Source organism: Pseudoduganella sp. R-34, from assembly GCF_049904655.1.
Lineage (GTDB): Bacteria > Pseudomonadota > Gammaproteobacteria > Burkholderiales > Burkholderiaceae_D > Rugamonas.
This window is the reverse complement of sequence record NZ_CP184572.1, coordinates 2,349,858-2,366,665: the sequence shown is the minus strand read 5'-3', so window position 1 is coordinate 2,366,665 and position 16,808 is coordinate 2,349,858. Positions and strand designations below refer to the sequence as shown.

At 62.8% G+C, this 16,808-nt stretch carries 13 protein-coding genes; 9 read left to right on the top strand and 4 right to left on the bottom strand.

Annotation, left to right across the window (positions count from 1 at the left end):
* The first annotated feature begins 238 nt into the window (after positions 1-238).
* The 6 genes from tssI to ACN9MW_RS10820 all read left to right on the top strand — a co-directional run bounded on the left by tssI (position 239) and on the right by ACN9MW_RS10820 (position 6,597).
* Positions 239-2,887 (top strand): type VI secretion system tip protein TssI/VgrG, encoded by a 2,649-nt coding sequence (gene tssI / locus ACN9MW_RS10845; RefSeq protein ID WP_426170636.1) that lies wholly within the window; start codon positions 239-241, stop codon positions 2,885-2,887.
* A gap of 12 nt (positions 2,888-2,899) precedes the next feature.
* Positions 2,900-3,730: a DcrB-related protein gene (locus ACN9MW_RS10840; protein WP_426170635.1), complete on the top strand. Its 831-nt coding sequence runs from the start codon at positions 2,900-2,902 to the stop codon at positions 3,728-3,730.
* A gap of 2 nt (positions 3,731-3,732) precedes the next feature.
* Positions 3,733-4,974 (top strand): PAAR domain-containing protein, encoded by a 1,242-nt coding sequence (locus ACN9MW_RS10835; RefSeq protein WP_426170633.1) that lies wholly within the window; start codon positions 3,733-3,735, stop codon positions 4,972-4,974.
* Positions 4,975-5,358 carry a hypothetical protein gene (locus tag ACN9MW_RS10830; RefSeq protein ID WP_426170632.1) on the top strand — a complete coding sequence of 128 codons (384 nt, stop codon included), beginning with the start codon at positions 4,975-4,977 and terminating at the stop codon, positions 5,356-5,358.
* A gap of 52 nt (positions 5,359-5,410) precedes the next feature.
* Positions 5,411-5,782: a hypothetical protein gene (locus ACN9MW_RS10825; protein ID WP_426170630.1), complete on the top strand. Its 372-nt coding sequence runs from the start codon at positions 5,411-5,413 to the stop codon at positions 5,780-5,782.
* Between the two features lie 395 nt (positions 5,783-6,177).
* The gene (locus ACN9MW_RS10820; protein ID WP_426170628.1) at positions 6,178-6,597 is read left to right on the top strand and encodes a hypothetical protein; all 420 of its coding nucleotides are present in this window, start codon (positions 6,178-6,180) and stop codon (positions 6,595-6,597) included.
* A 35-nt stretch (positions 6,598-6,632) separates the two neighbouring features.
* Here ACN9MW_RS10820 and prpF read toward each other — a convergent pair whose 3' ends face one another.
* Genes prpF through prpB form a run of 4 tightly spaced genes read right to left on the bottom strand, consistent with a single transcriptional unit; the run spans position 6,633 to position 12,482 of the window.
* Entirely contained in the window at positions 6,633-7,817 is a 1,185-nt protein-coding gene (prpF, locus tag ACN9MW_RS10815) for a 2-methylaconitate cis-trans isomerase PrpF (protein WP_426170626.1), read from the bottom strand.
* On the bottom strand, positions 7,818-10,415 hold the full coding sequence (gene acnD, locus ACN9MW_RS10810; RefSeq protein ID WP_426170624.1) for a Fe/S-dependent 2-methylisocitrate dehydratase AcnD: 2,598 nt from the start codon (positions 10,413-10,415) through the stop codon (positions 7,818-7,820).
* Between the two features lie 2 nt (positions 10,416-10,417).
* On the bottom strand, positions 10,418-11,569 hold the full coding sequence (gene prpC, locus ACN9MW_RS10805; RefSeq protein WP_426170623.1) for a bifunctional 2-methylcitrate synthase/citrate synthase: 1,152 nt from the start codon (positions 11,567-11,569) through the stop codon (positions 10,418-10,420).
* Positions 11,570-11,594: 25 nt separating this feature from the next.
* Positions 11,595-12,482 (bottom strand): methylisocitrate lyase, encoded by an 888-nt coding sequence (gene prpB / locus ACN9MW_RS10800; RefSeq protein ID WP_426170622.1) that lies wholly within the window; start codon positions 12,480-12,482, stop codon positions 11,595-11,597.
* Between the two features lie 146 nt (positions 12,483-12,628).
* Here prpB and prpR point away from each other — a divergent pair, with 146 nt between their 5' ends.
* The 3 genes from prpR (at position 12,629) to ACN9MW_RS10785 (ending at position 16,750) form a co-directional block, all read left to right on the top strand.
* The gene (prpR, locus tag ACN9MW_RS10795) at positions 12,629-14,257 is read left to right on the top strand and encodes a propionate catabolism operon regulatory protein PrpR (protein ID WP_426170620.1); all 1,629 of its coding nucleotides are present in this window, start codon (positions 12,629-12,631) and stop codon (positions 14,255-14,257) included.
* Between the two features lie 79 nt (positions 14,258-14,336).
* Positions 14,337-16,316 carry an acyltransferase family protein gene (locus tag ACN9MW_RS10790; protein ID WP_426170618.1) on the top strand — a complete coding sequence of 660 codons (1,980 nt, stop codon included), beginning with the start codon at positions 14,337-14,339 and terminating at the stop codon, positions 16,314-16,316.
* Entirely contained in the window at positions 16,286-16,750 is a 465-nt protein-coding gene (locus tag ACN9MW_RS10785; protein WP_426170616.1) for a DUF6328 family protein, read from the top strand. Before ACN9MW_RS10790 ends, ACN9MW_RS10785 begins: the two co-directional genes overlap by 31 nt.
* Positions 16,751-16,808 lie beyond the last annotated feature (58 nt).

Here is a 16,808-nt window from a genome sequence, read left to right as displayed (position 1 = left end):
CTCCGGGGGTATCCAGCCGATCATAGCGTACAAACCTGGCTAGTCAAAGAAAAGGCCGGGCTTGCTGACATTGTTACAACAAAAACATGTCTTTTTGCCGCCACGCAGTAATCCACTATCCAGTTTCAACCGTGCGAAGTAATTCGGCGCAATTTGGTATCGTCCGCAAGTTTGCTTATTTGATAAGTACGTTAGATACGCGCTTGTCGCAACTTGATAATTGATAGGAGTTGCCTGAATGTCGTTTGGACCATTGGATGGCAAGACAGCATTGGCGTCGTCGCCCTTGGGCGAAGCGCCTGGCGCATCGTCGCTGGTCGGCAAGCTGGCCGACAACATCGTGCCCACTGCAGTTGAGATGGCGGCGCAAGACAAAATCCCACCCGCTGCTGCGCAACTGGCGCAAACCGCGATCGGCGGACTTGGCGCCGGATTTGGCACGAACGCAAGCGGCGACGCGCCTGCTGCAGCGCCGGCAAGCGCGCTGACGCAAGGCGCGACCGCCCTGGCCGTGCAAAGCCTCGGCGGCATGCTCGCGCCGGAAGAGGCGGCGGTTGCCGAGGAGGCGCTGACTGCCGGATCCCAGGCCGTCCGGCTCCACGCTGCTGAAGGCCGGGCCCCCGAGCCTGGCGCCGCGGGGACGTACGCTGCCGAACAAGCCGCGCCCGTCGCCACGCCGGCAGTTGCCAGGGCGCTGCAAATCGAAGAACACCCGCTGGCCGGCCTGGCCATCAAGGACTTCATGTCTCCGGCCCCTCAATATGCGCCGGCCGTCATGAAGCCGCACCTGGCGGCATTGCAGGAGGCAGTTGGCAGCGGCCCCTTTGCCGCATTCCACGAAGGCAGCCGCCTGCTGCGCTTTTACTCGCCGCTGGAGGGCGACAAGGCCCTGCTGGTCGAAACGGTCACCGGCGAAGCCAGGCTGTCGTCGCCTTACCGCTACACGCTAGGCCTGCTCTCCAAGAGCTCCAGCATCGACCTGCAAGACCTGCTGGGCAAGAACGTCAGCGTCGGCGTGCGCCTGGCCGACGGCAGCGAGCATTTCATCAACGGCTATGTCAACGTATTCGGATTCACCCGATCGGATGGCGGGTTCGCCTTCTACCACGCCGAAATCGTGCCCTGGCTGGCCTTCCTGCAGCGCCGCACCAACTCGCGGATCTTCCAGGACGCCAGCGTGGTCGATGTGCTGACGCAGATCTTCAGCTCCGACTACGGCAGCCTGGCGGCCTATGAATTCCGCACCGCCAGGACCTACCTGCCGGAAAACTACATCGTCCAGTACGACGAAACCGACGAACACTTCGCCAGCCGCCTGATGGAGAAGTATGGCCTGTTCTACTACTTCGAGCACAGCGAAGAAGGCCACGTCATGGTGATCAGCGACGACTCGCGTGACAGCTCGTTCTGCCCGCCGCAGTCCGCACATGCCGACATCGAATTCAATGGCGGCAACCGCTGGCACGACCGCGATGCCGTCACGGCCTTCACCGCACGGCGTGTGCTGCAACCGACCAAGGTCGCCCTCAATACCTTCGACTTCAAGTCGCCCAACACGGTGCAATATGTGGAACTGCCGACCGCCGCGCGACAGGGTGACGTGCCGACGCTCGAGGTCTACGACGGCAACCCGGCCTTCTCCTACAAGGACCGCGACAGCGGCGAACGCGAGGCGCAGCTGCGCATGGAAGCCATGGAATGGCAGGCCAAGCTGTTTGCAGGCGAATCCGATTGCCGCGGCCTGGCGCCGGGCCACACCTTCAAGCTGCACGGCCACCACTGGTTCGACGTCACCGACGAAAAGGACAACGATTTCCTGGTCATCGGCGTGCAAATCAACTGCCGCAACAATTTCTTCGGCAGCGACCAGAGCGACGTTTATCGCAACAGCTTCACGGCGATCCGCCGCAAGATCCCCTATCGCCCGGTGCGCGAGCATCGTTCGCCGCGCATGCCCGGCCCGCAGACCGCCACCGTGGTCGGCCCGAAAGGGCAGGAAATCCACACCGACCAGTATGGCCGCATCAAGGTGCAGTTCCACTGGGACCGGTACGGCCGCCGCGACGAAGCCAGTTCCTGCTGGATCCGCGTCTCGCAGCCGTGGGCCGGCAAGGGCTGGGGCACGGTTTCCATCCCGCGCATCGGGCAGGAAGTACTGATCGACTACCTGGAAGGCGATCCGGACCGCCCGGTTTGTACCGGCCGCCTGTTCAACGCCGACCAGCCGGCGCCTTATGCGCTGCCCGGCGGCGCCCATATGATGGGTTTCAAGAGCCGCTCCACGCCGGGCGGTGGCGGCTACAGCGAAATGGTGATCCACGACTCCAAGGGCTCGGAGCTGATCAACATCCACGCCCAGAAGGACATGGTCACGACCGTGCAGAATGCGCACGCGACGACCGTCAATGGCCCGCACCAGACCAACACGGTGAGCCAGGGCTACCAGCGCAACACGGTCAAGCAGCAGATCGAAATCGTTTCCGAGACATCCTATATCGACCAGCGGGCCAAGCAGCATATCGCGCTGACGGCGGAGACCGAACATATCGCCCTGACCGCGAAAAAACATGTCGAAGTAGTGGCGCAGACGGAGCATATCGCCGCCACGGCAAAGAAATTCGTGGAACTCAAGGCGGAGACCGAACACATTGCCGCCACGGCGAAAAAGCACATCCAGCTGAAAGCCGAAACCGAGCACGTGGAAGTGGGCGCCAGCAAATTTGTCGACATTAAATCCGACACCCAGCACATTCACCTGACGGCCAACACCGACATCACGCTGCAGGTCGGCGCCAGTAAGATCGAACTGCGCGCCGACGGCACCATCACGATCCAGGGCAAGTATGTCGACATCGTCGGTAGCGACCGTATCGACCTGAACAAGTAGGAGCCGACAACCATGCAATATCACACCAACAGCGCCACCTTCGAGCTTCCGGCACCGCTCAAGGACAAGTCCATGCACATGTTCGTCGTGCGCGACGACGGGCCCAGTGAATTCAGCGTAGTGATCACCCAAGCCGACGTTCAGCGGGAAGAGAGCCTGGCCGACTTCGGCGACCGCCTGCAAAAGGAACTGGGCCGCGCCCTGCCCCGCTTCCAGCTGCGGGGCCTGAAGGAATGCCAAGTCGGCGGCTCGCCGGCGATCGAGCTGGCCTATAGCTGGCGCAAGGACGGCAACTTCATGCACCAGCGCCAGGCCATCGTGCTGGTCGAAGGGCCAGCGCCCGGCACGCGGCAAGCCATGATGGTCGCCGCCACCTGCCTGAATGCCTTCAGCGACGAATGGAACGCAGCGTTCGACGGCCTCCTCGCCAGCATGACGCTGCGCAATCCCTTGAGCGTGGCCGCGGCAGCTCCAAAACGCAAAGTCGTCGTGGCCACGCAGCCCTATACCTTCGCGCTTTCCGCCCGCCGGCGCAGCCTGCACGTCTTCGCAAACCAGGGCGAGGCCTGCCGCAGGACCGATCCGCGCGAAGTGGAGCTGGAAACCTGGGCGTTTTTCGACGCTGCCGGCAACCGTCTGCAGCCGCATTTCACGGCGCCCAATTCCTACGATCCGGGGCTGCGCAACACAGGCATGTACCAGCTCGCCGCCCATTCCGATCCTGATGCGGCCACCCTGCTCGACAACCTGCACCTGGCGGCTATCTACGATCCCCCGATGGACATCCCGGGCCTTCCGCACCTCGATGCGGTGCGCAGCTTCCTTGAGCGGCAGGCAGGCTAGCCATGGCGCAGGCTGCTGCAAGGCTGAATGACCCGATCGGCCATAGCCCGACCATGAGCTGGCTGTTGGCCGGCGTGATTGCCGCCGCGGCCATCGCCGTGACGGCGGTTGCTGTCGTCGGCACTGGCGGCCTGGCTGCCGCTGCCATCATTGGCGGCGCTGCCGCCGCCGGCGGCGGCATCGGCGAAGTATTGAGCACCATGAGTTGGGCTCCCAAGGAAGAAGTGGGAAATATAACCACGACTGGCTCGCCCAATGTCTTCACCAACAGCCTGCGCGCCATACGTGCCCATCTCGACACGGCAAAATGCGACAAGCATACGGACACTGAAAAGGTGGCGACCGGCAGCAATAAGGTGTTCATCAACAGCTGGCCTGCCGCGCGTGTCGACGACAAGACGACCTGCAGCGCCACCATCACCAAGGGTTCTCCCAACGTGAACATCGGCGGCGAGACTGTGCAGACCGACGAAATTCACGCCGAAGACCTGGTGCCCACCTGGGTACATGTGACCATGTTCGTCGTGGGGGCAGGCGCTGCATTTGTCTTGGCGGCGCCCCTCGTAGCGATTGGCGGCCTTGCCGGCGGCATACTTGGTGGCATGGGCGGCAGTTGGGTGGGTGGAAAAGTCTTTGGCGAAGGGTCCGATGGACAGAAGTGGTCGATGTTGGGCGGCGGTTTGCTGGGTGGCTTGTTGGGTGCCAAAGGCGGCAAGCTCTGGTCTCCAAAGAGTCCTGCAGGCGAACCGACTGTTAATACCAACCCGGCCCGCAACCCGCTGAAGGACGATGCGATGCCGCGCGATGGGGACCGCTTGGTGGTCAACCAGGGGCGGGTACCGACCTGCGGCCATAATTCCTGCGGCATGGTCCTGGACACGATGGGAAAACCCGTTGAGATTGGCGCGCTGATTGAACGCATCCCACCCGGCAAGGATGGCATTTATCCGCAGGACGTCGTTGCCCTGTTCAAGTCCGAAGGCGTTCGCGCCAATTACAGGACTGGGCGCAACGTGAATGACCTGGCACGTTATACTAAGGATGGAACACCTGTCGTTGCTGTCATTGAAGATAGAACGGGCGGTTCCAGCTTCCGTCACTTCATTGTTGTCGATGGCGTGACGACGAGGAACGGCGTACCGGTTGTTGCGATCCGGGACCCTCACGGCAAGCAGTATTTCAGCCCGGTTAGCACATTTGAGAAAAACTATACGCGGGAAGTCATAGTACCGAGGAGTAAATAAGTGAGTCTGCAGTTAAACATTTCTCTGCCCAAGAACCTGGTCACCGCTGACCTGATCCGGCAAAAGAATATCCCATGCCTATGTAAAGTAGCCAAGGAATTCGAGATCGAATTCATGGACCCGCTGCCAGAGGCGACCGGCGTGGTTCAGGGCTGGGACAGGCGATTGCTCGATGAACGTGCTGTCGCCGGCGCGGGAGGGCTTTATACGCACTATGCATTTGGTCTCGTGACCCTCGACCAGGTACAGCCGGACGTTTACAGGATCGTCGATTTGGCGTTCTTTAACAGAATCTTTGGTTGGTGCCCGATCCTGGAAAACGGAGAATACGCTCCCCCAGGAAAATTCTCTGATGATGACGAAGAAGACGATTTCGGAAGATGAGGGCCAGCGCTAAGCAGATACGATGCACTGCTAATGAGCTCCAGGAGAAGTAGTGAGTTTGTACCTGCAAATTGATTTGCCAAAGAACCTCAGTTCGGAAGAAGTGACCCGGCAAAAAAACATCCCTTGCCTTTGCAAGGTAGCCGAGGAATTCGAGATCGAATTTTTGGATCCATTACCGGGATCGACAGGTGTTGTGCAGGGCTGGGATTGGAAGCTGCTTCACGAGCGGGTTATTTCGGGCATTGGCGGTCTGTACACCCACTACACGTTTGGCATGGTGACCCTGGAAATTGCGCAGCCGGGCATTTACAAGATCATCGACCTGGCCATGTTCGACACAAGCTTTGGCTGGTGTCCGGTACTAGAGAACGGGGAATATGGCCCTCCTGGAAAGTTCTATGATGAAGACGATATCGGATGATGAGTACAGGTGAATTTGAAAGACTGCTTGGCAATGAAAGCTCCCCCTGGTTTGAATACAACCTGGAGATCGCTAGCGAAGCCTTGAATGAATTTACCTCCGATGATTGGAGCGACCTGCAGTCCAGGGTCCTGTCATTTTCCGCATGCCTTCAGGAGCGCTGTGCCGAGGCAGTTGGCGAGTCCAGGAGCAACGATGGATTGGCGTTTTGACGACGCTGCTTATGTCATCGTCCTGCCTCGATGTCGCGGCAATCGCTGCCAGCCAACTAGACGATATGGAGGTTCAACTGCCAGTTTCCCTGCGAGGAAGGCTGCAGCAATTACTGGATCAGTTGACCTCTCGCCACAGCACGCGTGCAGAAGACGTGCAAGGTCTGATCTCGGTCTGTTCGGATGAACTACACGCTGAAAAATTATGATGCCCTGCTGAGGGTCGTGCGCGAATGCGATGACTACTGGGCTGACGTCGGTATCCTCGACGCCATTGCCTTCCTGGAGGCATTTTCCGACCAAGAGTGGATCATGTTGCAAGACCTGCTGGCAGAACGCCCCCGGCTCTGGCAGCGCTCATGCGCAGAAACGCTCAGCGAAGTCACGAATCAGACTCGGAGTTTCGATTTGTTGCTTCGGCTGATGCAAGAGGGAGACGATGAGGTGACGATCGCCGCGCTCGACTCGATCAATGCCCTGGCCTGCTACGGCCTGGACATCAGCGGCCAAGCCACGCAACTGCGGGGCGCCATCGCCAAAGCAAGGTCCAACGCCGGTGCGGCGGTATCCCGCATGCTGGACGCGCTCTCACTGCAGCTTTAAAATGCGCGCCCGGCCGGCAGCCGGGCGCGCAAGGCTTATTCGGCCGGTACTCGTACCCAACCTTCCATCAAGACCCGCGCGCTGCGGCTCATGATGGCCTTCTTCACGGTCCACTCGCCGTTTTCCAGGCTGGCCTGGGCGCCGACGCGCAGCGTGCCGGATGGATGGCCGAAGCGCACTGCTTCGCGTTCACCGCCGCCGGCGGCCAGGTTGACCAGCGTGCCGGGAATCGCCGCCGCCGTGCCGATTGCCACGGCGGCGGTACCCATCATCGCGTGGTGCAGCTTGCCCATCGAAAGCGCACGCACCAGCAGGTCGATATCGCCGGCCTGCACCTGCTTGCCGCTGGACGCGGCATAGCCGGTGGGCGGGGCGACAAAGGCGACCTTTGGCGTGTGCTGGCGGGTGGCCGCCTCCGACACGTCCTTGATCAGGCCCATGCGCACTGCGCCGTGCGCACGGATCGTCTCGAACTTTGCCAGGGCAGCGGCATCGCCGTTGATCACTTCCTGCAGCTCGGTGCCGGTGTAGCCGATGGCATCCGCGTTGATGAAGATGGTCGGAATGCCGGCGTTGATCATGGTCGCCTTCAGCGTGCCGACGCCCGGAACTTCCAGGTCGTCGACCAGGCGGCCGGTCGGGAACATCGAACCGCCTGCCCCCTCTTCCTCCGCCGCAGGGTCCATGAATTCAAGCTGGACTTCGGCCGCCGGGAAGGTCACGCCATCCAGTTCGAAGTCGCCGGTTTCCTGCACTTCACCGTTGGTCATCGGAATGTGCGCGATGATGGTTTTGCCGATATTGGCCTGCCAGATGCGCACCACGGCCATGCCGTCGCGCGGCACGCGGGCCGGCGCCACCAGGCCGCCGCTGATGGCAAACGCGCCCACTGCCGCCGACAGGTTGCCGCAGTTGCCGCTCCAGTCGACAAAGGCCTTGTCGATGCTGACCTGGCCGAACAGGTAATCCACGTCGTGGCCGGCGCGGGTGGAGGCGGACAGGATCACCGTCTTGCTGGTGCTCGATGTCGCGCCGCCCATGCCGTCGATCTGCTTGCCGTACGGGTCCGGGCTGCCGATCACGCGCAGGAGCAAGGCGTCGCGCGCCTTGCCTGGCACCTGGGCCGCTTCCGGCAAGTCCTGCAGCCGGAAGAACACGCCCTTGCTGGTGCCGCCACGCATACACGTGGCAGCTACCTTGATTTGCGGTTTGTGTGCCATTTACGCAGCCTTTGCGGTTTCGAGGAAGTCCTGCGCGAAGCGCTGCAGCACGCCGCCTGCCTCATAGATCGATACGTCTTCCGACGAGTCGAGGCGGCAGGTCACCGGCACTTCCACGCGTTCGCCGTTCTTGCGGTTGATCACCAGGATCAGCGTGGCGCGTGGCGCGCGTTCGCCGATCACGTCGAAGGTTTCGGTGCCGTCGATGCCCAGGGTCAGGCGGTTGACGCCAGCCTTGAACTCCAGCGGCAGAACGCCCATGCCCACCAGGTTGGTGCGGTGGATGCGCTCGAAGCCTTCGGCAACGATGGCTTCCACGCCCGCCAGGCGCACGCCTTTGGCTGCCCAGTCGCGCGAAGAGCCCTGGCCGTAATCGGCGCCGGCGATCACGATCAGCGGCTGCTTGCGGTCCATATAGGTTTCAATGGCTTCCCACATGCGGGTCACTTTGCCTTCCGGCTCCACACGGGCCAGCGAACCGGCCTTGATGCTGCCGTCGGCATTGCGCACCATTTCGTTTTTCAGCGTCGGGTTGGCGAAAGTAGCGCGTTGCGCGGTCAGGTGGTCGCCGCGGTGGGTGGCGTAGGAGTTGAAGTCCTCTTCCGGCAGGCCCATTTTGTGCAGGTATTCGCCTGCAGCGGAGTCCATCATGATCGCGTTCGATGGCGACAGGTGGTCGGTGGTGATGTTATCGCCCAGCACGGCCAGCGCGCGCATGCCCTTCAGCGTGCGTTCGCCTGCCAGCGCGCCTTCCCAGTAAGGAGGGCGACGGATGTAGGTCGATTGCGGACGCCAGTCGTACAGCGGCTCGGCGCGTTCCGCAGCTTCTTCGCTGCGCGCGAACATCGGGATGTAGACCTTGCGGAAGTGGTCCGGCTTGACGCTGCTTGCCACGATCGCGTCGATCTCTTCATCGCTCGGCCACAGGTCCTTCAGGGTGACCGGCTTGCCGGCGGCATCGTGGCCCAGCACATCCTTCTCGATGTCGAAACGGATGGTGCCGGCGATGGCGTAGGCCACCACCAGCGGCGGCGATGCCAGGAAGGCCTGCTTGGCGTACGGGTGGATGCGGCCGTCGAAGTTGCGATTGCCAGACAGGACTGCGGTGGCGTACAGGTCGCGCTCCACCACTTCCTTCTGGATCACCGGGTCGAGCGCGCCGGACATGCCGTTGCAGGACGTGCAGGCGTACGCCACGACGCCGAAGCCCAGCTTTTCCAGCTCAGGCATCAGGCCTGCTTCCTCCAGGTACAGCGTCACGGCTTTCGAGCCTGGCGCCAGCGAAGACTTGACCCACGGCTTGCGCAGCAGCCCGGCCTTGTTCGCGTTGCGGGCCAGCAGGCCTGCCGCGATCATATTGCGCGGGTTGTTGGTGTTGGTGCAGCTGGTGATGGCAGCGATGATCACGGCGCCGTCAGGCATCTTGCCTGGCTCGTTTTCCACCACGCCCGATATCCCGCGCGCTGCCAATTCGGAGGTTGGGACGCGCTTGTGCGGGTTCGACGGGCCGGCGATATTGCGCACCACGGTCGACAGGTCGAACTTCAGCACGCGTTCGTATTCCACCTTGGCCAGGTCGTCCGACCACAGGCCGGTGTGCCTCGCGTAGGTTTCAACCAGCGCCACCAGGTCGTCGTCGCGGCCGGTCAGCTTCAGGTATTTGATGGTCTGCGCATCGATCGAGAACATCGCGGCAGTGGCGCCGAATTCCGGCGCCATGTTCGAGATCGTGGCGCGGTCGCCCAGGGTCAGTGCGGCGGCGCCTTCGCCGTAGAACTCCAGGTAGGCCGAAACCACTTTCTCCTTGCGCAGGAACTCGGTCAGCGCCAGCACGATGTCGGTCGCGGTAATGCCGGGCTGTGGCTTGCCGCTCAGCTCAACGCCGATGATGTCCGGCAGGCGCATCCAGGAGGCGCGGCCCAGCATCACGGTTTCCGCTTCCAGGCCGCCCACGCCGATGGCGATCACGCCCAGCGCGTCGACCATCGGAGTGTGCGAGTCGGTGCCTACCAGGGTGTCCGGATAGGCCACGCCATCGCTCACTTGAATGACCGGCGACATGCGTTCCAGGTTGATCTGGTGCAGGATGCCGTTGCCCGGCGGGATCACGTCGACGTTCTGGAACGCCTTCTTGGTCCAGTTGATGAAGTCGAAACGGTCTTCGTTGCGGCGGTCTTCAATGGCGCGGTTCTTGTTGAAGGCGTCCGGATCGAAACCGCCGCATTCCACTGCCAGCGAGTGGTCGACCACCAGCTGGGTCGGCACCACCGGATTGACCAGGGCAGGATCGCCGCCCTGCTCTGCGATGGCATCGCGCAGGCCGGCCAGGTCGACCAGCGCGGTCTGGCCCAGGATGTCGTGGCACACCACGCGGGCCGGGAACCATGGGAAGTCCAGGTCGCGCTTGCGTTCGATCAGCTGCGACAGCGACGCGGCGAGCGTGGCCGGATCGCAGCGGCGCACCAGGTTCTCCGCCAGCACGCGCGAGGTGTACGGCAGCGTGGCGTAGGCGCCCGGCTTGATCGCATCGACCGCTTCGCGCGCGTCGAAATAATCCAGCTTGGTGCCAGGGAGTTGCTTACGGTATTGGGAGTTCATGATTACTTGCGATCCTTGATCGGTACGAAGGCCAGGTCTTCAGGTCCGACGTAATTGGCGCTTGGACGAATGATCTTGTTGTCGATGCGCTGCTCGATGATGTGCGCCGACCAGCCGGAGGTGCGCGAAATCACGAACAGCGGGGTGAACATGGCGGTCGGAACGCCCATCATGTGGTACGACACGGCGGAGAACCAGTCCAGGTTAGGGAACATCTTCTTGACTTCCCACATCACCGACTCCAGGCGTTCGGCGATGTCGAACATCTTCATCGAGCCGGCTTCTTGCGACAGGGAACGCGCCACTTCCTTGATCACCACGTTGCGCGGGTCGGACACGGTGTACACGGGATGGCCGAAGCCGATCACCACTTCCTTGTTGGCGACGCGGTTGCGGATGTCGGCTTCCGCTTCGTCCGCGTTTTCGTAGCGCTGCTGGATGTCCAGCGCCACTTCGTTGGCGCCGCCGTGCTTGGGACCGCGCAGCGCGCCGATCGCGCCGGTGATGGCGGAATGGATGTCGGAACCGGTGCCGGCGATCACGCGGCTGGTGAAAGTGGAGGCATTGAACTCGTGCTCCGCGTACAGGATCAGCGAGGTATGCATTGCACGCACCCACGATTCGGACGGCTTTTCGCCATGCAGCAGGTGCAGGAAGTGGCCGCCGATGGTTTCATCGTCGGTTTCCACATCGATGCGCTTGCCGTTATGGCTGTAGTGGTACCAATACAGCAGCATGGAACCGAAGGAAGCCATCAGGCGGTCGGCGATGTCGCGCGCGCCGGCGATATTGTGGTCGTCCTTCTCAGGCAGGCAGCAGCCCAGCACGGAAACGCCGGTACGCATCACGTCCATCGGGTGAGCCGATGCAGGCAGCGCTTCCAGCGCCGACTTCACGCCTTGCGGCAGGCCGCGCAGGGATTTCAGCTTGGATTTGTAGCCTTTCAGTTCGGCCATGTTCGGCAGCTTGCCGTGCACCAGCAGGTAGGCGATCTCTTCGAATTCGCAGGTGGTGGCCACGTCCAGGATGTCGTAGCCGCGATAGTGCAGGTCGTTGCCGGTCTTGCCTACGGAGCACAGGGCGGTATTGCCGGCTGCGACGCCGGACAGGGCGACGGATTTCTTAGGCTTGAAGGTTGGGGCTTGCTCGGTCATTTTGGTCTCTCCTCGGATCGTCGAATTATTTTTTGGCGGCTGCAAACAGGGCGTCCAGCTTCTGTTCGAAATCGTGATAGTTGATGCGCTCGTACAATTCGGCGCGGGTCTGCATGGTGTCGACCACGTTCTGCTGGGTGCCGTCGCGGCGGATCGCGGTGTACACATTCTCCGCAGCCTTGTTCATGGCGCGGAAGGCGGACAGCGGGTACAGCACCAGGCCCACGTCGGCGGACTTCAGTTCTTCCACGGTGAACAGCGGGGTGGAGCCGAATTCGGTGATATTCGCCAGCACCGGGACTTTTACCGCTGCGGCGAATTGCTTGTACATATCCAGCGAAATCATCGCTTCAGGGAAGATCATGTCGGCGCCGGCTTCCACGCAGGCCATTGCGCGGTCGATTGCGGCGTCCAGGCCTTCCACGGCCAGCGCATCGGTACGGGCCATGATCACGAAGTTTTCGTCGGTACGCGCGTCCACGGCAGCCTTGATGCGGTCGATCATTTCGCCCTTGGAGACGATTTCCTTTCCGGGGCGGTGGCCGCAACGCTTGGCGCCCACCTGGTCTTCGATATGCATGGCGGCGGCGCCGAACTTGATCATCGACTTCACGGTGCGCGCCACGTTGAAGGCGGAGGCGCCGAATCCGGTGTCCACGTCCACCAGCAGCGGCAGGTCGCACACGTCGGTGATGCGGCGCACGTCGGTCAGCACGTCGTCCAGGTTGGAGATGCCCAGGTCCGGCAGGCCGAGGGAGCCCGCAGCCACGCCGCCGCCCGACAGATAGATCGCCTTGAAGCCGGCGCGCTTGGCCAGCAGGGCGTGGTTGGCGTTAATCGCGCCCACCACCTGCAGCGGGGATTCTTCTTGCACGGCCTTGCGGAAGGCGGCGCCTGCGGAATATTGGCTCATGATGTCCTTTCTGTTTGAGGAATGTTTGCCGTCCATAGTGCAAGTGGCATGCCAGCCGTGGCTTCCCAGCAAAATCAAGCACTTGCAACGCGGGCGCCAGAGTATAATGTTTCAGGTTGAAACACGTGAAACGTTTCAGGTGAAACATGCGACATTCCACTCCCCTGCCCTTCGACCCGGCCGACAAGCCGGTGATCTGGACGGTTTCCGTCTCGCGCCTGTCGGAGCTGTTCCGCGACATCACGCTGGAATACGACGCCCTGGCCGATATCGAACCGATCAACCTTGGCTTCGACGAGGCCGCGCGCCATATCCGCGAACGCCTGGCGACGGAGCGCTGCGATGCCGTCATTGCGGCCGGCTCGAATGCAGCCTACCTGAAGGGACGCCTGTCGGTACCCGTGGTAATCGCCAAGGCCAGCGGCTTCGATTTCATGCAGGCCCTGGCGCGCGCCCGCAAGGTTTCCGACCGCATCGGCGTGATCACCTATCAGGATGACATGCCTGCGCTGGCGGAATTCGCCGCCACCTTCGGCGTGCCGATCGAGCAGCGCACCTATGCCACCGAGGAAGATGCACGCGCCCAGATCAATGACCTGAAGGCCTCCGGCATCAAGGCCATCGTCGGCGCCGGCCTGATCACCGACCTGGCCGAAGAAGCCGGCCTGACCGGCGTTTTTGTCTATTCCGCCGCATCGATCCGCCAGGCCTTCGACGACGCACTTGAACTGGCGCGCCTGGCGCAGCTGGAAACCAACCGTAGCAGGCGCCACGTGGTGGCCGACACCTTGCGCGCCAAGCATGGACTGGCCGACCTGCGCGGCGAGTCCGATGCGATGGAGCGCGTGCGCCAGGCTGTCGTGCTGTACGCGAAGTCGCCCGCCACGGTGCTGATCCAGGGCGAAACCGGCTGCGGCAAGGAACTGGTGGCGCAAGCCATCCACCGCGAATCCCCGCGCACGCTGGGCGGCGCCAACCGTCCCTTTGTCGCGGTGAACTGTGGCGCCATCGCCGAATCGCTGCTGGAGTCGGAATTGTTCGGCCATGAGGAAGGCGCCTTTACCGGTGCCCGTCGCGGCGGCCACGCAGGCCTGTTCGAAGCAGCCAACCGCGGCACCCTGTTCCTCGACGAAATCGGCGAAATGCCGCTTGCACTGCAGACCCGGCTCCTGCGCGTGCTGGAAGAACGCGAAGTAGTGCGGGTCGGCGGCACGCGGCCGATTCCGGTCAATGTGCGCATCATCAGCGCCACCCATTGCGATCTTGAAGCGAGGGTGCGCGAGGGGCGCTTCCGCCCCGACCTGTTCTACCGCCTGGCCGTGCTGCGCCTGTCGCTGCCGCCGCTGCGCGAGCGCCCGACCGACATCCTGCCGCTGGCCGAATGGTCGCTGCGTACCGCCCTGGCCAGCCTGGGCGCGCGCGCCCACCCGAACCTGCCGGCCGAACTGGCCGCCTGCGCCCCCCTGCTGCTGCGCTATGAATGGCCCGGCAATGTACGCGAACTGCGCAACCTCACCGAACGCCTCGCCCTGTTCCTCGCCGCCGAACCGCTGCAGGCCCTGACGCCCAGCTTCGTTGCAGGCGTCGCGCCCGAACTGAATTCCTTGCCGCCCGCGGTAACGCAACTGCCTGCGCCCCATGCATCCGCCCCCGCGCCGAACAGCGTCACCGAAGTATTGGCCCGCTTCGGCGGCCGCCGTGACGCCGCCGCCGACTACCTTGGCATCAGCCGCACGACGCTGTGGCGCCGCCTGCGCGAAGAGCAGGAACCCTGAGCCGAGGCATCGACGCCACAGCATATTGCATCAATGACAATCCCGTAGTATCTTCTTGCGTTGAATTCAGGGGCATTACATGGAATATCGCAGGGAAATTGATGGTCTGCGGGCGGTTGCCGTCCTGCCGGTAATCCTGTTTCACGCAGGGTTCCAGTTCTTTGGCGGCGGCTTCGTTGGCGTCGACGTCTTTTTCGTCATCAGCGGCTACCTGATCACGACGATCCTGATCCACGAGCTGGAAGCTGGCCAGTTCTCCATTCTCAATTTCTATGAAAGACGGGCGCGCCGCATCCTGCCGGCGCTATTCCTGCTGCTGTTTGCCTGCCTGCCGTTCGCCTGGCTCTGGCTGGTGCCGGACGACCTGAAAGGCTTTTCGCAAAGCCTGGTGGCCGTCACCGCCTTCGCGTCGAATATCCTGTTCTGGGAGCAGAGCGACTACTTCGACAGCTCAGCCGAATTCAAGCCCCTGCTCCACACCTGGAGCCTGGCGGTCGAAGAACAGTTCTACTTGCTGTTCCCCTTGTTCCTGATGCTGTTCTGGCGCCGCGGCCAGCGGCTGCTGCTGGCGGTGCTGGTCGGAACGGCGCTGGCCAGCCTCGGTGCGGCGCAATGGGGCGTGGCCAGGGAGCCTTCCGCCACCTTCTTCCTGCTGCCCACACGCGCCTGGGAGCTGGCCATCGGCGCGCTGTGCGCTTATTACATGTCGCGCCCCGGCGCCGGCCGGCATTCGCAACGCACGCGCGAACTTGCCAGCCTTGCCGGCCTCGGCCTGATCGGCACCGGCATTTTCGCCTTCAGCAAATACACGCCCTTCCCTAGTGTGTACGCGCTCCTGCCCACGGTCGGCGCAGCGCTGATCATCCTGTTCGCAGTCCCGTCGACCACGGTCGGCAAGATCCTGGGCAGCCGGCTGATGGTCGGCGTCGGCCTGGTCAGCTACAGCGCCTACTTGTGGCACCAGCCTATCCTGGCATTCGCGCGCCACCGTAGCCTGGACGGGCCAAGTCCGGCCCTGATGGCCGCGCTGGTGGTGCTGACGCTGGTGCTGGCCTATCTTAGCTGGCAGTTCGTCGAAAAGCCGTTCCGCAACCGCAGCAGGTTTGGCCGCCAACAAATCTTCGCCTTCGCCATTGCCGGCTCGCTGCTGTTCTTCGGCATCGGCATGGCAGGCCACAAGACCAACGGCATGCGCAGTGTCAAGACCACCCCGCAGCAGGAAGAGGTGCTGCGCACTGTCACTGCAAGCCCGGAGCGCGCTGCCTGCCATACCAAGGGTCTGGAGTACCGCAAGCCGCAAGACGCCTGCGCCTTCAACGGTCCCGCCGGGGAATGGGCAGTGTTCGGCGACAGCCATGCGATCGAACTGGCGCACGCGCTGGCGGTACAGTTGAACGGCCGCCACCAGGGTGTGCGCCAGTTCAGCTTCAGCGGCTGCTCGCCTTCCTACCATCGCGCCGACACCAATCCCGGCTGCAGCGACTGGACGCGCGAGGCTGTCGACTTCATCGCCGCCGATCCGCATATCAAGGAGGTCGTGGTCAGCTACCGCATTCACAGTGCCCTGTTTGGCGACCATGAAGGCATTTACCCGCGCCTGCCGGACGAATTCAGCGATGCCAAGCGCGACGCCATCTGGGCCTCGTACAAGACGATATTGAACCGCTTTGCCAGCGCGGGCAAGCATGTCACCGTGGTATTGCAGGCGCCCGAACTCCCGCGCCAGGTGGATAAGCTGATACGCCAGGCCGACGACCCGCGCACGGTGGATGGGGTCACGACCGCCTGGTGGCGACGTCGCAGCGCCTTCGTGGAGCAGCGGCTGGGTGAATTGCCTGCCGGCGTGCGCATCCTGCGGCCGGAAACGCTGTTCTGTGACGCTGCGCGCTGTTACGCCGTCAAGGATGGCAAGGCCTTGTATTTCGATGATGACCACATGTCCAGCTACGGCGCCGGGCTGGTGGCGCAGCAGGTCGTGGCAGCACAGGCGCGCGCCTGTCAAAACGGCTGCTCGCTAGAATCGACGGCATGGACGAGCACACCGAGCAAGAGTCACTAAAAGAGCAGATGGGCCGCATCATCGAAGAGGCGCGCATGATACTGCCAGGTATCCAGGCCCTGTTCGGCTTCCAGGCCATTGCCGTCTTCAACGACCGTTTCGAGCAGCTGCCGGTCTATGCCCAGGACTGCCACGCTGCCGCCCTGGCCCTGGTGGTGGTGGCCATCGCGCTGGTCATGTTGCCGGCCGCCTACCATCGCCTCGCCGAACCAGGCCAGGTTTCCATGCATGCGATCACCATTTCTTCGCGCGCCATCTGCTACGCCCTCGCGCCATTGGCCGCAGGCCTGGCGCTGGACATCGCCGTGGTGCTCTACATGGTCACCGGCAGCGATATGGGCAGCGCGGCCGGAGGACTGGCCGCCTTCCTGCTGCTGATCGGCACGTGGTTCGTCTTCCCCCTGCGCGCCCGGCGCCGCCGGCACAGCTCCTGAGCAACCGCTTGTCATCCGATTCGACCGCTCGTCATATCGCTGGAGCGCCAGCTGGATG

Coding starts and splice junctions, on each gene's coding strand:
- ACN9MW_RS10835 (WP_426170633.1), top strand. CDS start 3,733: ATGGCGCAGGCTGCTGCAAGGCTGAATGACCCGATCGGCCATAGCCCG.
- ACN9MW_RS10820 (WP_426170628.1), top strand. CDS start 6,178: ATGAACTACACGCTGAAAAATTATGATGCCCTGCTGAGGGTCGTGCGC.
- tssI (WP_426170636.1), top strand. CDS start 239: ATGTCGTTTGGACCATTGGATGGCAAGACAGCATTGGCGTCGTCGCCC.
- prpR (WP_426170620.1), top strand. CDS start 12,629: ATGCGACATTCCACTCCCCTGCCCTTCGACCCGGCCGACAAGCCGGTG.
- acnD (WP_426170624.1), bottom strand. CDS start 10,415: ATGAACTCCCAATACCGTAAGCAACTCCCTGGCACCAAGCTGGATTAT.
- prpB (WP_426170622.1), bottom strand. CDS start 12,482: ATGAGCCAATATTCCGCAGGCGCCGCCTTCCGCAAGGCCGTGCAAGAA.
- prpF (WP_426170626.1), bottom strand. CDS start 7,817: ATGGCACACAAACCGCAAATCAAGGTAGCTGCCACGTGTATGCGTGGC.
- prpC (WP_426170623.1), bottom strand. CDS start 11,569: ATGACCGAGCAAGCCCCAACCTTCAAGCCTAAGAAATCCGTCGCCCTG.
- ACN9MW_RS10840 (WP_426170635.1), top strand. CDS start 2,900: ATGCAATATCACACCAACAGCGCCACCTTCGAGCTTCCGGCACCGCTC.
- ACN9MW_RS10785 (WP_426170616.1), top strand. CDS start 16,286: ATGGACGAGCACACCGAGCAAGAGTCACTAAAAGAGCAGATGGGCCGC.
- ACN9MW_RS10790 (WP_426170618.1), top strand. CDS start 14,337: ATGGAATATCGCAGGGAAATTGATGGTCTGCGGGCGGTTGCCGTCCTG.